The organism is Brachybacterium sp. FME24, from assembly GCF_014897705.1.
Taxonomy (GTDB): domain Bacteria; phylum Actinomycetota; class Actinomycetes; order Actinomycetales; family Dermabacteraceae; genus Brachybacterium.
This window is the reverse complement of record NZ_JABUXV010000017.1, coordinates 14,598-32,830: the sequence shown is the minus strand read 5'-3', so window position 1 is coordinate 32,830 and position 18,233 is coordinate 14,598. Positions and strand designations below refer to the sequence as shown.

The window sequence follows — 18,233 nt, the reverse complement described above, 5'->3', positions numbered from 1 at the left end:
CGCCGGCTGATGGAGCCTCGCACCATGGACCTCCCCCGCTCGTGGGCCGATCTTCTGAGCGCTCGCGGCATCGACCCCACCGGAGCCGTCGCCACCCGGTTCGAGCACGGGGAATCGACCGATGTGTGGAGGGTCGATGTCCCGACCAGGTCGGCGAAAGAGCAGCCTGCCGACACCTGGGTGGTGCGCCGCCATCGGCCGACGGGCCCGACGGAGGAGCTGGACTTCGAGCTCGCGGCATCGGCCGCCCTCGCCCGCGCCGGCTTCCCGACCCCGGCCCCGCTGCCCAACCGCTCGGACGGAACGTTCTGGACCGAGGTCGACGACGCCCCCACCACCCTCTGGCCCTTCGTCCCGGGCCATCACCCGGCCTCGCTGGCCGATGGCTACGGCTCGATGGACCAGGAGATCGGGCGCGGAGCGACCAGGCTCGTGGCGAAGATGCACCAGCTCCTCCACGGCACCGAGCTCCCCGGCCGCCGCTCCCCGGCCCGCGTCCCCTGGGTCGCCGTGGGGTCGTTCCTCGCGTCCGATCCGCATCGGCATCCGGTGTTCGCTCCGATGCTCGAACCGCTCGTCGACGCCCGCGAGAGAACCCGTGCCGCGCACGAAGTCCCCGGAGTCCTGCCGTCGGGCATGGTCCACCACGACGTGAACGCCGGGAACCTCCTGCTCGATGACGAGGGCGGGATCGTCGCGCTGCTCGACTTCGGTGACTGCATGCGGTCGTTGCTGACCTACGAACTGGCTTCAGTGATCGGGAACTTCGCCGTCGATCCCGAGCACCACGTCGACGTTCCCGCAGCCCGGTCCCTGATCGAGGCGTACGACGAGGTCCGCACCCTGACCGTCGAGGAACGCCGACTGCTGCCGGACCTGCTCGCCCTGCACGCCGGCGCGGAGACGATCGACGTGGTCGGCGGATGGATAGCGGACGGGGTCGTCGACCCCAGGCTGGACGACTCCTTCAGCGCCCGTCAGTTCGCCGATCTCGTCGCCGCCCGGGACGAGCTGCAGAGTCGGTCCTGGTGATCCGGGGTCGTCGACTCGTGGTCAGCGCTCGGCCAAGGCGATGTCCGTCAGCGCGATCTCGTCCCGTCCCGTGCAGCTCCGACGCTGGAAGTCGACGCCGTCGAGGGTGATGCCCTCCTGCGGGTGCGCCTCGAGCCATGCCGAGGAGTCGGCGTCCCAGAGCGGCGGGCGGTACTGCCAGTAGGCGAGCGTGCGGCCGCTGTCGAGGTCGATGATCGGCTGGCCGATCTCGTCGGGCTCCGACCCAGGCTCCAGATCCAGGACCCGGAGGCAGCGGAACGCGGTCCCGTCCACGGTCAGCTCGACGACTTCGGCGCTCCGTCCCGAGTCCTGGCGACTCCGGTACGCGCGGGGCCCTTCCGCAACAAGTCGCCCCGAGTCGGTGATGACCCGCGACCCGGTATCGCCCCAGCTCCGGGCGAAGTGGGGATCGGTGGCGTCGGTGAGATTCCCGTCCATGGTCACGCTCAGGAACTCGGCTCGCTCCGGTCCGAGCCTGGCGGTCATCTCGATCCGTCGTCGGCCCCAGTCCGAGGCCGCGCCAGTGCCGGGTGTCCATTCGTCGATCGCGATCGCGACCTCCCCATCGCGGCCGGGGATCGCAGCCACCGGCTCGACCGTCTCTCGCACACTGGTGAGCATGGACGTCGCCCTGTCGTACCAGCCTGCGGCGGAGACCTCTCCCTCCCGGGGGATGACGAACCACCATGGGAGTTCGTCGCAGGTCACGCGTTCCGCGGTGCTCGTCGCCACGGGCTCGATATGCACCTCCGGCAGGCGCAGAGGAAAGCCGGCAGGTCCCTGGGTATCCATGATTCGACCGTAGTCCGCCCTCGTACGCGGGGCATCTGGATTCTTTCGCCGGACAGCACTGGGCGGATGGCGACCCGACCATCTGTTCCGTTCCCCGACGTGTGGCGTCCGCGGCCCTCGCGCCGTGCTTGGATTGCCGCACCACCCGTCACCACCCGGAGGTCCCATGGGACGCGAGATCGGTACGACCGCATACACCCGTTCCCAGCGCACCCGCTATCGCCGGGAGCTGCGCCGGAACCTCGACCTGTTCGAGACGTTCCTGGACACCGCCGAATTCATCGACGAGGGCACCGTCGGCGTCGAGCTGGAGATGAACCTCGCCGAGACCGAGGGGATGGCCCCGGCGCTGCTGGTCGACACGATCCTCGAGGACCTGGACGACGAGGACTTCGTCCACGAGATCGGCCGTTTCAACCTCGAGGCGAACCTGCCGGTCTCGCGCCCCACCGGCACCGGCATCCGCGATCTCGAATCCGACCTGGCCGAGAAGATGAACCGCGCGGATGCCGCCGCTCAGCGCCACGGCGCCCGGGTGATCCCCATCGGCCACCTCCCCACCATCACCGAGGAGCTGTTCGACGGGGAGGACTGGCGTGCGCCGGGCGCCCGCTACGAGGCGCTCGAGAACAGCGTCATGGAAGCCCGAGGCGAGGAGATCAATCTCCGCATCGACGGCGAGGGCAAGGGCCTGGACACCACCTTCGACTCGATCGCCCCGGAGTCCGCCTGCACCTCGATGCAGCTGCATCTCCAGGTCCCACCGGAGCAGTTCGCCGCGGCCTGGAACGCGGCGCAGGCGATGGCCGGCCCGCAGGTGGCCCTCGCCGCGAACTCGCCCTTCCTGATGGGCAAGCGGCTCTGGCACGAGACCCGGATCCCGACGTTCACACAGGCCCTGGACATGCGGCCCCCGGAGTACGCGACCCAGGGGGTGCGCCCGCGGGTGTGGTTCGGCGAACGCTGGATCACGTCGATGTTCGACCTGTTCGAGGAGAACGTGCGGCTGTTCCCGGCGCTGATCCCGGAGTCCCGGGACATGACCGAGGAGCCGCTGCTGACCGAGGGCTCCTCCCCGCGCCTGCACGAGCTGATGCTCCACAACGGCACCGTGTGGCGCTGGAACCGCCCGATCTACGACCCCGGCACCGATGTGCCCCACCTGCGCCTGGAGAATCGTCTTCTGCCGGCGGGGCCGACCGCCGCGGATATGGCCGCGAACGCTGCCTTCTTCTACGGCCTGATCCACGCGCTCGTGCACGAACGTCGGCCGCTGTGGTCCCGGATGAGCTTCGAGCAGGCCGACGAGTCGTTCCAGCAGTGCGCCCGCTGGGGCCTCGAAGCGCGCGTGCGCTGGCCGAAGGTGGGCCGGGTCCGGGTGGCGGATCTGCTGCGCGATCAGCTGATCCCGCAGGCCATGGACGGGTTGCGGGAGCTGGGGGCGGACGCGGACATCGCCGAGCACTACGGCAATCTCCTCACCGAGCGGACCCGCACCGGGCGCAACGGGGCCCGCTGGCAGATCGACACCGTCACGTCCCTCGAGCTGCGCGGAGCGAGCCGTCCCGAGGCCCTCGCGGAGATGACCCGCCTGTACCGGGAAGGGGTGGACTCCGGGGAGCCGGTCCACGCCTGGCCGGTGCCGGCCCGCCAAGCACGAAGCCCCCGAGCATCCGAATCCTGAGATAGCTGTCTCGCATCGCGGGAGCGGTCGTAGCCTTCCCTCCATGACCCACGCCCCCACCCCCACGAAGCCGGCCCTCTCGAAGGAGGACCGCTCCGCGCGCATCGCGGTGACCGTCTTCCCCGCGCTGATCCTCGCCTCGGCCGCCTTCGCGTTCTTCGTGCCCTCCGCGGGCCAGGCGATCGCGCCACTGACCAGCATCTTCCTCGGCGTCATCATGTTCGCGATGGGGCTCACCCTCACGATCCCCGACTTCGCGCTGGTCGTCCGTCGGCCGCTGCCGGTGCTGCTCGGCATCATCGCCCAGTTCGTGATCATGCCGCTGGTGGGCCTGGGCATCTCGGTCCTCCTGCAGCTCCCGCCGGAGCTCGCCGTCGGCGTCATCCTCGTGGGCTGCGCCCCGGGTGGGACCAGCTCGAACGTCATCGCCTATCTCTCGCGGGCCGACACCGCCCTGTCGGTGACGATGACGTCGATCTCCACGCTGCTGGCTCCGATCTTCACCCCGCTGCTGACCCTGTGGCTGGCAGGTTCGTACCTGCCGATCGCTGCCGGTGACATGGCGATGTCGATCGTGCAGATGGTGCTGATCCCCGTCATCGGCGGGCTCGTGGTCCGGCTGCTGCTCGGCAACCTCGTCACCCGGATCCTGCCGGCCCTGCCCTGGGTGAGCGTCGCCGGGATCTCGCTCGTGATCATCGCCGTGGTCAGCGGCTCCACGGAGGCGATCGTCTCCGCGGGTGCGCTGGTGCTGCTCGCCGTGGTCCTCCACAACGGGATCGGCTACCTTGCCGGGTACTGGCTCGCCCGCCTGCTGAAGCAGGGCGAGCGCGCCTCGCGCACCACGTCGATCGAGGTCGGCATGCAGAACTCGGGCCTGGCCGCGACGCTCGCCGCGAGCGCCTTCAGCCCAGCCGCCGCCCTTCCCGGCGCGATCTTCTCGATCTGGCACAACCTCTCCGGAGCGATGCTGGCCATGTACTACCGGCGCAGCTCCGACACGCATCAGTCAGACGCACGCTGACCTCTTCCTGTCGATGCACGACAAGGGCCGACGGACCGCCAGCAGCGGTGCGTCGGCCCTTGTCGTGTGCCGCTCTGCGTCAGCGGGACTCCGAGCGACCGTCCTCCGGCAGATCGGCCCGCGCGGTGCCGGTGCGCGCCGACAGGGTTCCGTGGTCGGAACCGTCGACGGCCTCGCACTCCTCCTCGTAGGGGTCGCGCATGACCGGGATCTCGGTGGTGTACGTGGGCTCGACGACATAGCCCCCGGTGTCGTACTCCTCGTCCTCCTCGCGGCGCTCGTACTCCTCGGGAGGCAGTACCTGCGCCCATTCGCGGGTGCGCATCTGGGGCAGCTCGCCGGCGTCCTCCCGCAGCGCCCGGTACAGGGCGTACATCTGGAAGAAGGCCATGACGAAGAACGGCAGGCCGACGAGGATGATCGTGGATTGCAGCGCTTCCAGACCACCGCTGCCGGAGAACACCAGCAGCGTCGCAGTGATGAGCCCGATCGCGAGACCCCAGAAGATGCGCTGGGCCAGCGGGTTGTAGTCCTCATGCCCGTTGGCCATCGAGTCCGTGACCAGGGCCGCGGAGTCCACGGAGGTCACGAAGAAGATGACGACCAGGAGGATCGCGACCGCGGAGATGAAGAACGAGGCCGGATAGTGGTCCAGGAAGGCGAACAGGGCGCCGGGGATATCGCCGTCCTCGACCACACGCTGGACCAGACTGTTCTCGGTGTCGCCGTCGGGCAGGTTCATCTCGATGTTGAAACTGGAGAACCCGAAGATCCCGAACCAGACCACGGAGAACGCGGAGGGCACTGCGAGCACCCCGGCGACGAACTGACGAATCGTGCGGCCCTTGGAGATGCGGGCGATGAAGATGCCCACGAACGGTGACCAGGTGATGGTCCAGGCCCAGTAGAAGACGGTCCAGGTGTTCTGCCAGCCGGTGTTCGCAAAGGTGTCGTTCCACAGCGCGAGCTCGGGCAGGTTCACGAGGTAGCTGCCGAAGGACTCGATGGTGCCCTTGAGGACGAACAGCGTGGACCCGCCGGCGACCAGCACGAAGAGCAGCAGCAGGATCGCCGCCACGATGTTGAAGTTCGAGAGGATCTTGATGCCCTTGTCGAGCCCGAGCGAGACCGAGATCAGCGCGAGACCGGTGACGACACCGATGATGATCAGCTGCCACCCGGCGTTCTCCGGAACCCCGAGCAGCTGGTTGAGGCCGCCGTTGATCTGCAGGGTGCCCAGGCCGATGGAGACGGCGATGCCGAAGACCGTGCCGACGATCGCGACCACGTCGATGGCCTTGCCGATCGGGCCGTGGATGCCCTCGCCGAGGAGTGGCTGGAAGATCGAGCTCACGCGCGGCGGCAGGTTGCGCTTGTGGATGAAGTAGGCGAAGCACAGCGCGGGCAGCGTGAAGATCGTCCAGGTGTGCAGCGTGAAGTGGTAGTACGTGAAGTTCATGGCGTCCTGCGCCGCACTCCAGGTTCCCCCTTCGATGCCGAGCGTCGTCGCGCGCGGCGGGTCACCGAAGTGGCTGATCGGCTCGGCGACGCCCCAGAACATGAGGATCGAGCCGATTCCGGCGGCGAACAGCATGGCGAACCAGGCCCCGCCCGAATGCTCCGGCGGCTCGTCGTCGGGGCCCAGCTTCACGCGACCGAAACGGCCCACAGCGATCATGATCAGATACGCCAGGAACACCGTCACGCCGAGGATGTAGAACCAGCCGAGGTTGGTCAGCAACCAGTCCGACGCCGCGGAGACGGCCGTGTTCAGCGGGTCGGTGAAGGCGATCGTCCCGATCACGAAGGCGATGATGATCGCCGCCGAGCTGAAGAAGATCACCGGCGATGTGCGCAGGCGCAGTACATCGTGCAATCGATTGAGCACTGTCTCGACTCCTCGTCGTGTCGCCCCGGTCGATCAGATCGTGCGCATCGTGTTCCGCCGGCTGAGGCCTTCTCGATGGGTGTTCCGTGACGGCAGTACATCATGCGCACTGACCATCCTCCATCTCAAGACCCTCGCGCGGGTCGCGCGGCGCGCCGACCGACGACGTTCGACGGGGACTTCTCCCCATCGCGCCCTGGTGGAGCCCGGCGATAGCGTGGACCGCACGGCGACTCGCCCTTTCTCTCCCCATCTGCCCCGATCTGCCGCGATTCCCCGTACGACGATGCACTCACCGAGCGCTCTGACCTGGAGGTCCCACCATGAGCAACCCCTACGGCGCCCCCGGCGCCCCGCAGAGGAAGAGCCGCTCGCCGCTGTACATCGCCCTGGCCTGCGGCTGCGCTGCGATCGTGGTGCTGGTCCTGGCCGCCGGCGGGGTCGGAGTCTTCCTCCTGACGCGCGAGCCGGCCGAGGAGCCGACCCAGGATCCGAGCATCAGCGAGACCGCGACCGAGGACCCGACGGACGAGCCCACTGAGGAACCCTCCGAGGACCCGACCGACGAACCCCCAGGACCTACGCTCGACCCCCCGTCGGAGGGCACGCTGACGATCAGCACCGAACCCCTCGAGGAGGGCACCACTCTCGACACCGAGGACGAGCAGCTGACCACGGAGAACGGCAAGTTCGTTCGCATCACCCTCACCATCGAGAACCTGGGCACCGAGACCTACGGACTGGCCGGCGACAACTTCGTGGTCTACGGCTCCGACGGGACGACGTACGCGCTGCGCTATGCGAGCTTCTCGACCAGCGGACCGCAGCTCGAGCCCGGCGAGAAGGCCACTGCGGCTCTCTATGTCGACGTCGCCGAGGACGTCGTGATCGAGTCGGTCAGCTACACGGACCCCGTCGGCACCGGCGGCGAGGAAGTCGGCCTCCCGGTCAACTGACCGATTCGCGGCGTGCCGCCTCGGCCGCGGGCGCTCGCAGCGCAAGCAGGGCGAACACGGCGACCGTGGCGCCCACGGCGAGGACCGTCGTGACGACGACGAGGGGTTCGCTGCGCAGCAGCTGCGGGATCAGCCGCGCGGGCACCAGGGCGGCGAAGGCGAAGGCCCCGAGCGTGCCGAGGTAGGAGCCGACCATGAAGCCCCGATGCGTCGGGACGTTGCCGCGGCGGATCGCGGCGATCGCGAACACGAGGCACAGGAGAGTCCAGATCGACAGCCCGTGCAGCCACGAGAACCCGCCCGGCATGATGCCGAAGCTCGAGAAGCACACCACCAGCATCGCCGCGACCCAGGTCGTCCCGAGCAGCCGGTGGGCGCGATCCCGTCGCCTTCGCAGGATCTGGAACGGGCCCAGCATCAGCACGTACAGGGCGGCGACGGCATGGACGACGATGACTGGGGTAACCGGGGCGATGGTGTCCATGCGCTGTACGATAGTGCGACTATCTACCGTGGCGCCATCAAGATAGTTGCTGGTCGTCGCACTATCCAGGGATTTCGCGCGAGAGAAGGCACCCATGCTTCTGCACGAGCTGGCGACCGCGACCGGATGCAGCGCGGCGTCGATCAAGTACTACCGACGCGAGGGCCTGCTGCCTGCCGGCGAGCGCCTGACCGCCACCCGGCAGGAGTACGGGCCCCGCCACCTGGAGAGACTGCAGCTCATCCAGGTGCTGCGCGAGATGGCCGACGCCCCGATCGCCCGCATCCGTCGCCTCACCGCGCTGCTCGATGACCCGCACGAGCCCCTGATCCGGGCCCTCGAGGAAGCGCAGACGATCGCTCTCGGCGCCGACGCGGAGCGCCCGGAGGGGACCACGGCGCGTTCCGAGCACCCGTCGGTCGCCGTGATGCTGACGCGACTGGGATGGCCCCAGGTCGACTCCGTTCCGCGTCGTGCGCTGGACGACCTGCTCCACACCCTGGACGGCTGGGAGATGCCCTCGGATCCGGATCTGCTGATGCGCTACGCCGAGCCGATGGCCGAGATCGCGCGCGGCGATCTCGCCTACCTCAGCGCCGGGACGGACGCCGCACAGCCCTTCTCGGACGACGCGGTGGTGCTGCGCGCGGTGGCGGGCACGATCGCCTTCGACCGACTGATCCAGGTGCTGCGCGCGCTGGGCCATGTCTCCCTGAGTGTGCAGGCCAGCGCGACTCCCAGGGAATGAACAGGGCTGTCGCAGAGCTTTTTCCGGGAGTGCGTGTCTACTCGTACCAACGCGTCACCGGAGGGATCCGCTGACTGAGGAGGAGGCGGATTCCGCTGATCCGGGGGCGCGGGGGAAAGGGATGGCCCCGGCCCGTGGGGACGGGTCGGGGCACTTTCTTGTCCGGGGGTCGAAGGACGACGTGCGCGAGCCGCATCCACATGCCACCTCGCGCTCATGCCGCGCGCCCGATCGGTGATCAGTGCCGCAGGTCGATCCCGAACACCCGCCGGATCTGTGCCACGGCATGCCGCGTGAACCGCCTGTCCGACGGCGTCGACGCGAACGGCACCACCAGCCCCGGATGATCCGGATGCGTCACCCGACCGTGCGTCGAGCCGGGTGTGACCACGAATCCCGCCGACTCCATGCGCCGCAGCAGCTCTCGCCGCGTGGTGGGATGCCGGGTCCCCTTCCCGCCCCGCGCGCTCGGCCCGGCGGCATCCTCGGCGATGTCGAGCGCCGGCTCGTAGTCCTCGGGACGCACCGACAGGGCGTACCGGGTGGAGAACGCCCCGATCACCGAGTTGTCCGCCCGGCGCACCTGCACCACGATCCCGCCGCGCAGAAAATGGTCGCTGCTGCCGGCGTCGGCCGTCCACGCATCTTCCGGGTCGGCGACGACGCGCACGATCTTCGCGGTGGTCAGCCCCGTGACGCCGACGGTGCGGATCTGCTCATCGACGACCTGGAGGGGCCGCGGGAGGGGGCGGGGATCCTCGGAGGCGATGGTGTGCACGGCGTCCGGTGGCGGCACCGACAGCGACCGCGGTGGCTCGGGGGCACGAGGCCGACGGTGCGGGAGCACGTCCGACGGGGATCCGTGCCCGGCGGGCTCGGGCGCGTCCGCTGCGGCGGATGCGGCGGGTGCGGCGGGTGCGGCCTCCCCGGTCGACGATCCGGGGGCGCGACGGCCGGTCGCGGCCCAATCGACGGGACGGACCGCGCGCGCAGGATCCGTGAGCCCGGTCAGGCTCTTCGGAGTCGGCGGCATCGGCGAGGCAGGGGTAGGGGTGGGAGATGCGGGACGCGACCGTCGGCTCCTCCTGCTGCCCATGCCTCGCCTGCCTTCCCCTCTGATTCCGGATTCACCCCCGATAGTGGCACGCGCGGAGCGGTCCAGTAGCGTGGGCGCCGCACTCGTCGTCCTACCCGTGAGGTATCACGTGCCCTCCAGCGCCACATCCCATCGCCTGTCCCGCGCTCGTCTCGCCGGCGCACTGCTCGCAATCTCTCTGCTCGCGGCGGGCTGCAGCGGCGGGGACGACTCCGCGTCCGACGCCACGCCTGCGGCGTCCGAGGGCTCCGATGCCGGCGGTGCCTCCGACGGCGGCCCCGACCGTGACTCCGAGGCGACCGTCGACAGCTCCGACGCGTCCGACGCCGGCGGGAAGACCGCCGTCGCTGTACCGCGCGACCCCTACCCCGTGACGCCTCCGCCGGACGACTTCGAGGCTCCCGAGCCCTGCTCCGGCGAGGGTGCCTACTTCGCGGAGGTGGGCGGTGCCGCGACACCGGACCTGCCCGAACGCGCCGGGGAGACCCTCACGATCCACGCCACGGGCATCACAGGCGACGACGCCCAGCTCACCGCGACCCTCGGCGACGGCGAACCGCGACCACTCGAGGACATCACCCTCGGCGACACCGCCACCATCGACGAGTGGACCATCTCCGTGACCAGCGTCTGCCAGGACACGGACCAGGTCGAGTTCGACCTCATCAACTGAAGTCGCTGAACGCGACATGGCAGGATCGTCGCGTGCCACCCCATCCCCTGTTCGGTCCTTCGCTCGCTTCCTACCGAACGTCCGTCTCGGTGCTGCATGTGCTGTTCATGCTGTCCCTCGGTCCGCTGGTGATCGGCGCGGGTGTCGCGGCCGGACTGCTCCGTGATCTTCCGTGGCTCCTCCTGCTGAGCGTGCCCGCCGGATTCGTGCTCACCGTTGCTGTGCTGGCCTGGCAGGTCTGGAGCCATTCGGCGACCCTGCGCATCTACCACCACGGGGTGAGCATTGGACGGATGGGTGGACGTCCGCGAGAGATGTGGTTCGGGGAGATCCACCCCGCGACGATCCGGGTGTTCGAGGACATCGACTCGCTGCGCAGCCTGCCGTACCGCACGATCTCCACCCACTGGCACATCAGCGGCGGCGCGGACCTCGCCGTCACCTTCCTGGGTCCCGATAGGGCGTCTGACGCGGGCCGGAGGCTCCGCCCCCCGACCCCCGGACGCGGGATCGTCGTCTTCGCGTCGCGCCGGGCACCCGAGATCGCCCGCCACCTGAGGGAGAGCCTCGAACGCTCCGGCTGCCCCGCCCATCTGGCTCGATGGTCCGAGCAGTTCGATGTCAGCGAACTGGAGGGGATCGGGCGGATGGCCCAGCGCTCGGTGCCCGGGATGCGCCCGGACTGGAGGCCGTGACGCAGCACGAGTGGGGAGTTCTCCCCATCGCGTCACCTGCGGTCGTCCGAATACCCTCCACCTGACACGTGGAGACACCACCGCGAGCCGGACCGCGACCGGATCCGCTCACCAAGGGAAAGTACTTATATGACCGGGTTCTACGGTGGTGACACTGAGCAGATGACCGACCTCTATATACAGTTCCATCGCAGGTCGAACGCGATCCAAGCGGTGATCAACTCAATCCAGTGGGACCTCATGATGATCAAGGACCACTGGAAGGGCAAGGATTTCGAGTCGTTCGACGCCACCTTCTGGGACGAGATCCGCCCCCGGGCGAAGGAGACCTTCGACGCGATCGAAGCCATGGGCCGCGACCTTCGTGATCACGCAGTGGAGCAAGACGACGCCTCGTCAGCAGATGACGGCTTGCTGAAGACTCTGAAGGACATCTACTCCAACGGCAAGGCCGCGCTGTCGATCATCGCCAAGACCGTCGAGAAGCTGTGGAACGGCATCACGAGCGGGAAGATCGACTGGAAAGCGCTGCGTGAGGGCGCGGACCAACTCACCGACTGGTGGAAGAACTCCGGGATCGCCGATGATCTCGGCAGACTCATGAACAGCAAGGGCATCAAGCGGATCGCCAAACTGGTCCCGATCGTGGACATCCCGCTGGGGATATACGACATGGTCACCGCCAAGGATCCGATCGAGTTCTTCACCGCGCTCGGTGGGCTGGTCGGATCGGTCCCGCACCCCGCCACAGTGATTTTCGGCGCCGTGTGCGACGTCGCGGGGATCGCCGACTGGGTCAGCGAGGAGTTCTTCGATTACGACCTCTCCCGAGAAGTCTGGGATGGGTTCGCCGACGCCGCCGACGACTGGGCCGATGGAAAGACCTGGGGCCCCGGGGCCTACCCCTGGCTCGGAGTCTGAGCTCCCCGTCAGCTCGCCACTCCGACTGAGACGGCACGCCAACACAACGCCCTGGAGGGGCCATCATGACCGCATCGTCCATGCCCATCCCTCGACGCGACCTGCTGAGCGCTGCGTCGCTCCTGCGACAGGGCGAGTCTGCACGCACCGAGCTGCTCCGCCTGACCGACGAGGAGCTGGCCGTCCTGACCGCCGAGACGGACGGCGGACCGACGGTCTGGGCCCCCTGGTCCGAGGAGCACGCCGACCACCTCGAGAGCGCGCTCCCCTCTGTGCGTCGCATCCTCCTGGCCCGGAACAATCTCGTGCCCGAGGGGTACGCCGCCCCGCTCGAGGACCGCGAGGTCGAGGGCGATCCCGCGCGCCTGGTGCCCGAGCCGCGCCTGGCCGGGATCCTGCTGCTGCGGCGCTCCGCCGAGCAGGTCACCGTGGTCGAACGGTCGGTGAGCATCGAGGAGACCTTCCACCGCAGCCGCCGGTACTACTACCACCAGTCGCCCGGCATCGCCCTCGAGGAGTACGTGAACCCCGAAGGGGTGCATTCCTTCGCCGTGCTGCCGGTCCCGGCCATCGGCCCGCTCCTCGCTGAGCTGATCGACCCGCACGGCGTCGCTCATACGGATGGTGAGGAGTCACTGCTGCCCCTTGCCGCCGACGGCTCGTTCCCGGTCGGCGAGCACCTCCTTGACGACACGCGCGTCTTCACCCGAGCCACTGCCAGCGGACCCGGCGGCCGACTGCTGGCCACCGTGAACCTCCACGCGACCAGCGACTCATTCCACATGAGCGAGCCGGTTCTGGACGACGACGGTCAGCCCGAGGCACTGCGGACCGCAGAGCTCTCCTCGCAGGGTCTCCTCGAGACCCTGATGCTCCTCGTCTCCAGTGACGACGACTTCGCTGCGAGCGCTCACCCGGGTTCCGACGGGAAGGGCTGACACCGGACGACCACCCCTGACGGACGTCGAGACGGCACTGCGCCCGTCGCCGCGTCGGCGCCCCGTCGGCCGGAGCACGCGCCCGCGTCGACGCGGCATGATGGAGCGATGCGCGCCCCGCAACCCTCCCTTCACCACTTCGACCTCGACGCCATCGGGGCTGGGCTGCCGGTCGCCGACGCCCGCGCCGAGCTCGAGGCCGCCGCCACCACCGGGTCGATGGTGGTGACGGCCCCTCCTGGCACCGGCAAGACGACGCTGGTCCCGCCCCTGGTCGCGAACCTCGTCGACGGCCTGACCCTGGTCACCCAGCCCCGCCGGGTCGCGGTGCGGGCGGCAGCGCGGCGCGTCTCGAGCCTGGATGGCACCGAGCTCGGCGGCCCGGTCGGCTTCACCGTGCGCGGGCAGCGGGAAGTGGGACGTTCGACCCGGCTGGAGATGCTCACCCCGGGCGTGCTGCTGCGGCGGCTGCTCGCCGATCCCGCGCTGACGGGCGTGGCCGCCGTCGTGCTCGACGAGGTCCATGAACGCTCGCTGGAGACCGATCTGCTGCTGGGGATGCTCTCCGAGGTGCGGCAACTGCGGGAGGATCTGCTGGTCGGGGCGATGTCCGCGACGCTGGACGCGGCTGCGGTAGCGGCCGTGCTGGACGGCGCGGCGATCGTGGACGTCCCCAGCGCCCTGCACCCGCTGACCGTCTCCTACGTCCCCTCCCCCGCGCCGCGGCTCGACGCCCGCGGCATCACCCGCGATTACCTCGACCACCTGGCTCGCACCGCCGCCCGCGCTCAGCGTGAGTCCGGCACGGATGCCCTGGTGTTCGTGCCCGGCGCCCGCGAGGTCGACGAAGTGGTCTCGCGCCTGCAGGGCCTCATCGGCGCGGAGGTCGAGGTGCTGGCCTTGCATGGCCGTCTCCCCGCCGCGCAGCAGGACCGCGCGACCGGTGGCCGCCGGCCCGGGGAGGCACCGAGGATCGTGGTGTCGACATCGATCGCGGAGAGCTCCCTGACCGTGCCCGGAGTGCATCTGGTGGTCGATGCGGGGCTCTCGCGAGAGGTGCGCCGCGATCGCGGCCGCGACATGTCGGGCCTGGTCACCGTCAGCGCTTCGCGCGCCGCGGCGGATCAGCGCGCCGGTCGCGCCGCCCGCCAGGGCCCCGGCCGCGCGGTGCGCGCCTTCGCCCAGTCCGACCTCGCGGGGATGCCGGCGCAGTCCGCCCCCGACATCACCAGCGCCGACCTCACCGACGCCGCACTGTGGCTGGCCTGCTGGGGAACGCCCCGCGGTGACGGCCTGGCCCTGCTCACGCCCCCGCCGCGCGCCGAGATCACCGCCGCCGAGGAGACGCTGCACGCCCTCGGCCTGGTGGGCGACGACGGCCTCCCGACGGACTCCGGCACCCGGGTGGCACGGATGCCGATCGGGGTGCGCGAGGCCCGCGCCCTGGTCGACGGTGCGCGCCGCCTGCCCGGCTCCGACGCCGCCCGTCAGACCGCCGAGGTGGTGGCCGCCGTCTCCGACGATCACCGGCCCGTCGGCGCGGATCTCCCCCGCCTGCTGCAGGACCTCCGCGCCGGCCGCGCCCCTGGCGCCGATCGCTGGAAGCGCGAGCGGGACCGCCTGACCCGCATCGCCCGCGAGGCCGTCGTCGAGTCCTCGGGCCGCGGCAGGCGGGTCGAGGCGGCGCACCCCGCGGAGCAAGCCGGCGCCGTTCTCGCCCTGGCCCGCCCCGAGCGCATCGCCCGCCGCGTCGCCGACGGATCCCGCTCCTATCTGCTCGCCTCGGGCACCCGGGCGGCGCTGCCGGAGACCAGCGGCCTGGTGGGCCGGCAGTGGCTCGCGGTGTGGGAGGTGCAGCGGGCCGAGGGGCATGCGGCCGACGGCACCGGCGCGGTGATCCGCACTGCCGCGCCGCTGACCGAGGAGGACGCCCTGGCCACCGGCGAGGACCTGCTGGTCACAGAGCGCACCGCCACATTGGAGAACGGCTCGGTGCGCGCCCGGGAGCGGCGCGCCCTCGGGGCGATCGAGCTACTCTCGACGCCGGTCCCCGCGACCGCACGAGACACCGTCCCCGCCGTCCTGGCGCATGTGCGCACCCGCGGCCTCACGGCATTGCCCGCGAGCGACTCGGCCCGGTCCCTGCGGGCACGGCTGGCCCTGATCCGCCGCGAGCTGGGTGACCCGTGGCCCTCGATGGACGAGGAGTCCCTGCTGGCGAGCCTGGAGACCTGGTTGGCCCCGCAGCTGTCGGCCCGCACCACGAAGCTGACCACGATCGACGTGACCACCGCCCTGCGGAACCTGCTGCCGTGGCCCCCGGCCTCCGAGCTGGCGGCGCTGGCGCCGGAGCGGCTGGCGGTGCCGTCGGGCTCGAGCGCACGCATCGACTACCCCGAGCCGGATGCCGAGGACGGCCGGCCCGTGGTCGCGGTGAAGCTGCAGGAGGTGTTCGGTCTCGCGGAGACCCCGCGCCTGGTGCGTGGCCGGGTGCCGGTGCTGTTCCACCTGCTCTCGCCCGCCCGTCGGCCGCTCGCGGTCACCGATGACCTGCAGTCCTTCTGGAACGGGCCGTACCAGGAAGTCCGCAAGGAGATGCGCGGGCGCTATCCCAAGCACCCCTGGCCCGAGGATCCGTGGAGCGCCCCCGCGACCGCTCGCGTGAAGCGCCCCTCACGGCGTTAGCTCGTCAGGTCGTCAGGTCGTCGTGGTGGCCACCGTGGTCGTGAGCATCACCGCGGTCATGTCGTCGATCACCTTCTTGACGGCAGTCGCCGCCGGGTGATCGAGATCGAGCTGGGTGATGGTGCGGTCGAGGTCGCGGCGGCTCATGCCGGGCACATCGTCCTTGAGGATCCGATGGGCGATGCCGAGCGCGCGCAGCAGCTCCAGCAGGATGCAGTCCTGCAGGCTCGCCTGCGCGCCGTCGGTGACCGCACCGGCGAGACGGGCGCGCAGGCCTGCCTCGAGCGTGTCGTCGCGGGTGGGCCAGGTGGTCGTGAACCAGCCATCCTTGCGGACCACCGCGCCGGTAGCCGCGAAGCCCTCGCCGATGACCTCGGTGAGGTCCATCCACCGGTGGGAGATCACGGACTTGATGCGGGTGCGGGAGAGCTCGGTGAGCGCGCCGAGGGACTGGTCGAGCACGGGGATGCCCGTCGAAGCGGGGTCGAGGACCTCCACGTGCGGGTTGCGCTCGTCGTCGAGGGCCACCTTCTCGCGCAGCGCGAGCTCGGCAACAGCCGCAGCGGCGAGCGCCTGTTTGCGGTACTGCGTCGAATCCTGCCGGCCGGCATCGTTGGTCAGCAGCAGGAACAGTTCCCCGGGGATCGTGGTGGTGGTCGTCATACCCCCACGGTGCCGCAGCGGCCCCGCCAGGACATCATCCGTTCGGCCGGTACGTGTCCGTCTTCGGTCGGGCCCTCCTCAGGCCCCCGTGACACGATGACGCCATGCCTCTGATCTCGACCCCATCTCGCCTCTACCGGGTGCTCGCCTTCGCCGAGATGGTCACCTGGACGCTCCTGCTGGCCGGCATGTTCGTGAAGTACGTGCTGGAGGCCGGTGAGCTGCTGGTGCGCATCGGCGGTGGTCTGCATGGCTTCACCTTCCTCAGCTACCTGGTGGTCACGGTGCTGGTCGCGGTCGATCAGCGCTGGACGCTCCGCGACGTGGTGCTCGGCATCGGCTCGGCGATCGTCCCGTACATGACGGTGCCCTTCGAACGCTCGGCGATGCGCCGCGGCCTGCTCGGGCACACGTGGCAGCTGCGCACGGAGCCGGGCCGGACCGCGCCCGAGAAGATCGTCGCCCTCGCGCTGCGTCGTCCGATCCCCGCCGCCCTGATCGCGATCGTCGTCGTCGCGATCGTGTTCTCGGTGCTGCTGTCCCTGGGCCCGCCCACGGAGTGGTTCTCCTGACCCGAGGAAACCTTCCGCGCGTGACCTGAGGCGGGACCTGACCAGCCGTCGATCAACCGTCCCGCGTCCTACCGTCGCCAGTGGCGCGAGGCGTGCAGGCAACCCCATATTCGGGGCTGCCTGATCACCTGACGCCACTGGATACGTGCCGCGGGCCGGTCGTCGCGGGCCGGTCCCTGCAGGCACGTCACCGCGGAGGTGCGATCGGGTCGATCCGCACCACCTCGCCGCCGCGAAGATGGAGCCTGCTGATGTCGACCACCGGGGCCCTCCGCGCCAGCTGCGGGACCTGCGGCTGATCGGGTTCCGGGGGCAGCGCTTCCCCGAAGCACACCCCGCACCCCTGCACAGCGAGCGCCTGCGCGCGACGAGCCTCCCAGTCCACCTGCGCGTCGTGCGCCCGACGGATCCACGGCCCACCGTGGGGACGGCAGGGCCCGTCCCCATCACGGCCCTGCAGCGGGCACTGCGCGGGACGCGCCGTGACCAGCAGCTCCAAACCCTCCAGCGCCGGCACCCGCGGGTCGACGCCGGTGGGGAACACGTCGAGACCGCCGGGGCCGAACCGGATCACCGCGCTCTGCCCCTGCTCGCGGGCCACGTGGAGAGCGCGCTCGAGCGCCTGGTCGCGGTGGGGCGCGAGCAGGTCCTCGCGGGCGGCGACGGCGGGTTCGAACCAGGAGCGCTGCGGGCCGACGAGAGCGCCGAGCGCGACCATGCCGCCGCGCTCCCGCAGCGCCGCGGCGACGACGGGCCGCCGGAACCAGCTCACATGCGGCAGTCGTCCGGGCTGGCGAAGCCCCTCGATCGGCGCCCCGGCCCGCACGCCCTCACGGCTGGGTACCGCCGGCGTCACCGTCGGGTCGGGGCGCACGTCGTACGGAGCCTCGCGGCCGCTGAGGTCCGCGACGACTGCTCCGTCGGGTCTCAGCGTGGGCAGCACGGGGCCCAGGGCCGGCAGTACCAGCCAGGTGTGCTCGAGCTCGAGCGGCCCCCGGTCCCGCAGGGTCGCGCGCACGATCTCCGGCTCCGGCGGAGTGGTGGGCTGACGGCGCCGGTAGGTCTCCTGGGCCGCCTCGTCCCTCTGCGTGCCGCGCGTCTCCTCCGGGGCGACCGGAGCGACGGGATCGGGATCGACGAACAGCCCCGGATCCGCGCAGGCGGTGATCGCCCCGACGCCCGGCAGGTCCAGCTCGATCAGCTGATCGCGCCAGGTCGCGGCGATCTCCGCCTCGGTGCCGCCGGGGCCCTGGTCGAGGTCGGTGGGGTGGTGGGGGTCCATGGGAACGGCCTTCCGATGTCGGCCCTCGCGGGCCTCCTGACCGGACGGGCGGATGCCCTCCGGCCGGGTCTTCCTCGAC

General features: G+C 70.4%; 17 protein-coding genes. 11 read left to right on the top strand and 6 right to left on the bottom strand.

Features of this window, described 5'->3' with window-relative positions; genetic code table 11:
• Positions 1-24 precede the first annotated feature (24 nt).
• Positions 25-1,032, top strand: a complete 1,008-nt coding sequence (locus INT51_RS17280; RefSeq protein WP_193106582.1) for a phosphotransferase enzyme family protein — start codon at positions 25-27, stop codon at positions 1,030-1,032.
• A 21-nt stretch (positions 1,033-1,053) separates the two neighbouring features.
• Here INT51_RS17280 and INT51_RS17275 read toward each other — a convergent pair whose 3' ends face one another.
• A complete protein-coding gene (locus tag INT51_RS17275) occupies positions 1,054-1,845 on the bottom strand; it encodes a hypothetical protein (RefSeq protein ID WP_193106581.1) in 792 nt (263 codons plus the stop codon).
• A gap of 166 nt (positions 1,846-2,011) precedes the next feature.
• Between INT51_RS17275 and INT51_RS17270 the strand changes: the two genes are divergently transcribed.
• Together INT51_RS17270 and INT51_RS17265 are read left to right on the top strand one after the other, a co-directional pair.
• The gene (locus INT51_RS17270; RefSeq protein WP_193106580.1) at positions 2,012-3,529 is read left to right on the top strand and encodes a glutamate-cysteine ligase family protein; all 1,518 of its coding nucleotides are present in this window, start codon (positions 2,012-2,014) and stop codon (positions 3,527-3,529) included.
• Between the two features lie 43 nt (positions 3,530-3,572).
• Positions 3,573-4,553 (top strand): bile acid:sodium symporter family protein, encoded by a 981-nt coding sequence (locus INT51_RS17265; protein ID WP_193106579.1) that lies wholly within the window; start codon positions 3,573-3,575, stop codon positions 4,551-4,553.
• Positions 4,554-4,632: 79 nt separating this feature from the next.
• Here INT51_RS17265 and INT51_RS17260 read toward each other — a convergent pair whose 3' ends face one another.
• Positions 4,633-6,441, bottom strand: coding sequence for a BCCT family transporter (locus INT51_RS17260; RefSeq protein ID WP_193106578.1), 1,809 nt, complete (start codon positions 6,439-6,441; stop codon positions 4,633-4,635).
• A 323-nt stretch (positions 6,442-6,764) separates the two neighbouring features.
• On the opposite strand from INT51_RS17260, the gene INT51_RS17255 reads away from it, so the two are divergent.
• Positions 6,765-7,397 (top strand): DUF4352 domain-containing protein, encoded by a 633-nt coding sequence (locus tag INT51_RS17255; RefSeq protein WP_193106577.1) that lies wholly within the window; start codon positions 6,765-6,767, stop codon positions 7,395-7,397.
• On the opposite strand, the gene INT51_RS17250 is transcribed toward INT51_RS17255, so the two are convergent.
• Positions 7,390-7,881, bottom strand: coding sequence for a DUF2306 domain-containing protein (locus INT51_RS17250; RefSeq protein WP_193106576.1), 492 nt, complete (start codon positions 7,879-7,881; stop codon positions 7,390-7,392). The two genes, INT51_RS17255 and INT51_RS17250, sit on opposite strands and share 8 nt — an antisense overlap.
• A gap of 94 nt (positions 7,882-7,975) precedes the next feature.
• Here INT51_RS17250 and INT51_RS17245 point away from each other — a divergent pair, with 94 nt between their 5' ends.
• Positions 7,976-8,629 (top strand): MerR family transcriptional regulator, encoded by a 654-nt coding sequence (locus INT51_RS17245; RefSeq protein ID WP_193106575.1) that lies wholly within the window; start codon positions 7,976-7,978, stop codon positions 8,627-8,629.
• Between the two features lie 238 nt (positions 8,630-8,867).
• On the opposite strand, the gene INT51_RS17240 is transcribed toward INT51_RS17245, so the two are convergent.
• Positions 8,868-9,662 carry a type II toxin-antitoxin system HicA family toxin gene (locus INT51_RS17240; protein WP_193106574.1) on the bottom strand — a complete coding sequence of 265 codons (795 nt, stop codon included), beginning with the start codon at positions 9,660-9,662 and terminating at the stop codon, positions 8,868-8,870.
• Positions 9,663-9,834: 172 nt separating this feature from the next.
• Between INT51_RS17240 and INT51_RS17235 the strand changes: the two genes are divergently transcribed.
• The 5 genes from INT51_RS17235 to hrpB all read left to right on the top strand — a co-directional run bounded on the left by INT51_RS17235 (position 9,835) and on the right by hrpB (position 15,637).
• The gene (locus INT51_RS17235; RefSeq protein ID WP_193106573.1) at positions 9,835-10,398 is read left to right on the top strand and encodes a hypothetical protein; all 564 of its coding nucleotides are present in this window, start codon (positions 9,835-9,837) and stop codon (positions 10,396-10,398) included.
• A gap of 32 nt (positions 10,399-10,430) precedes the next feature.
• Entirely contained in the window at positions 10,431-11,093 is a 663-nt protein-coding gene (locus INT51_RS17230) for a hypothetical protein (protein WP_193106572.1), read from the top strand.
• A gap of 129 nt (positions 11,094-11,222) precedes the next feature.
• The gene (locus INT51_RS17225; RefSeq protein ID WP_193106571.1) at positions 11,223-12,014 is read left to right on the top strand and encodes a WXG100 family type VII secretion target; all 792 of its coding nucleotides are present in this window, start codon (positions 11,223-11,225) and stop codon (positions 12,012-12,014) included.
• 65 nt (positions 12,015-12,079) lie between these two features.
• On the top strand, positions 12,080-12,952 hold the full coding sequence (locus tag INT51_RS17220; protein WP_193106570.1) for a hypothetical protein: 873 nt from the start codon (positions 12,080-12,082) through the stop codon (positions 12,950-12,952).
• 108 nt (positions 12,953-13,060) lie between these two features.
• The gene (gene hrpB, locus INT51_RS17215; protein ID WP_193106569.1) at positions 13,061-15,637 is read left to right on the top strand and encodes an ATP-dependent helicase HrpB; all 2,577 of its coding nucleotides are present in this window, start codon (positions 13,061-13,063) and stop codon (positions 15,635-15,637) included.
• 12 nt (positions 15,638-15,649) lie between these two features.
• Here hrpB and INT51_RS17210 read toward each other — a convergent pair whose 3' ends face one another.
• Positions 15,650-16,300 carry a GPP34 family phosphoprotein gene (locus tag INT51_RS17210; RefSeq protein ID WP_193106568.1) on the bottom strand — a complete coding sequence of 217 codons (651 nt, stop codon included), beginning with the start codon at positions 16,298-16,300 and terminating at the stop codon, positions 15,650-15,652.
• A 104-nt stretch (positions 16,301-16,404) separates the two neighbouring features.
• Between INT51_RS17210 and INT51_RS17205 the strand changes: the two genes are divergently transcribed.
• Positions 16,405-16,872 (top strand): DUF3817 domain-containing protein, encoded by a 468-nt coding sequence (locus INT51_RS17205; protein WP_193106567.1) that lies wholly within the window; start codon positions 16,405-16,407, stop codon positions 16,870-16,872.
• A 187-nt stretch (positions 16,873-17,059) separates the two neighbouring features.
• Here the strand turns inward: INT51_RS17205 and INT51_RS17200 are convergent, their stop codons facing one another.
• Positions 17,060-18,154, bottom strand: a complete 1,095-nt coding sequence (locus INT51_RS17200) for a hypothetical protein (protein WP_193106566.1) — start codon at positions 18,152-18,154, stop codon at positions 17,060-17,062.
• Between the last annotated feature and the right edge of the window lie 79 nt (positions 18,155-18,233).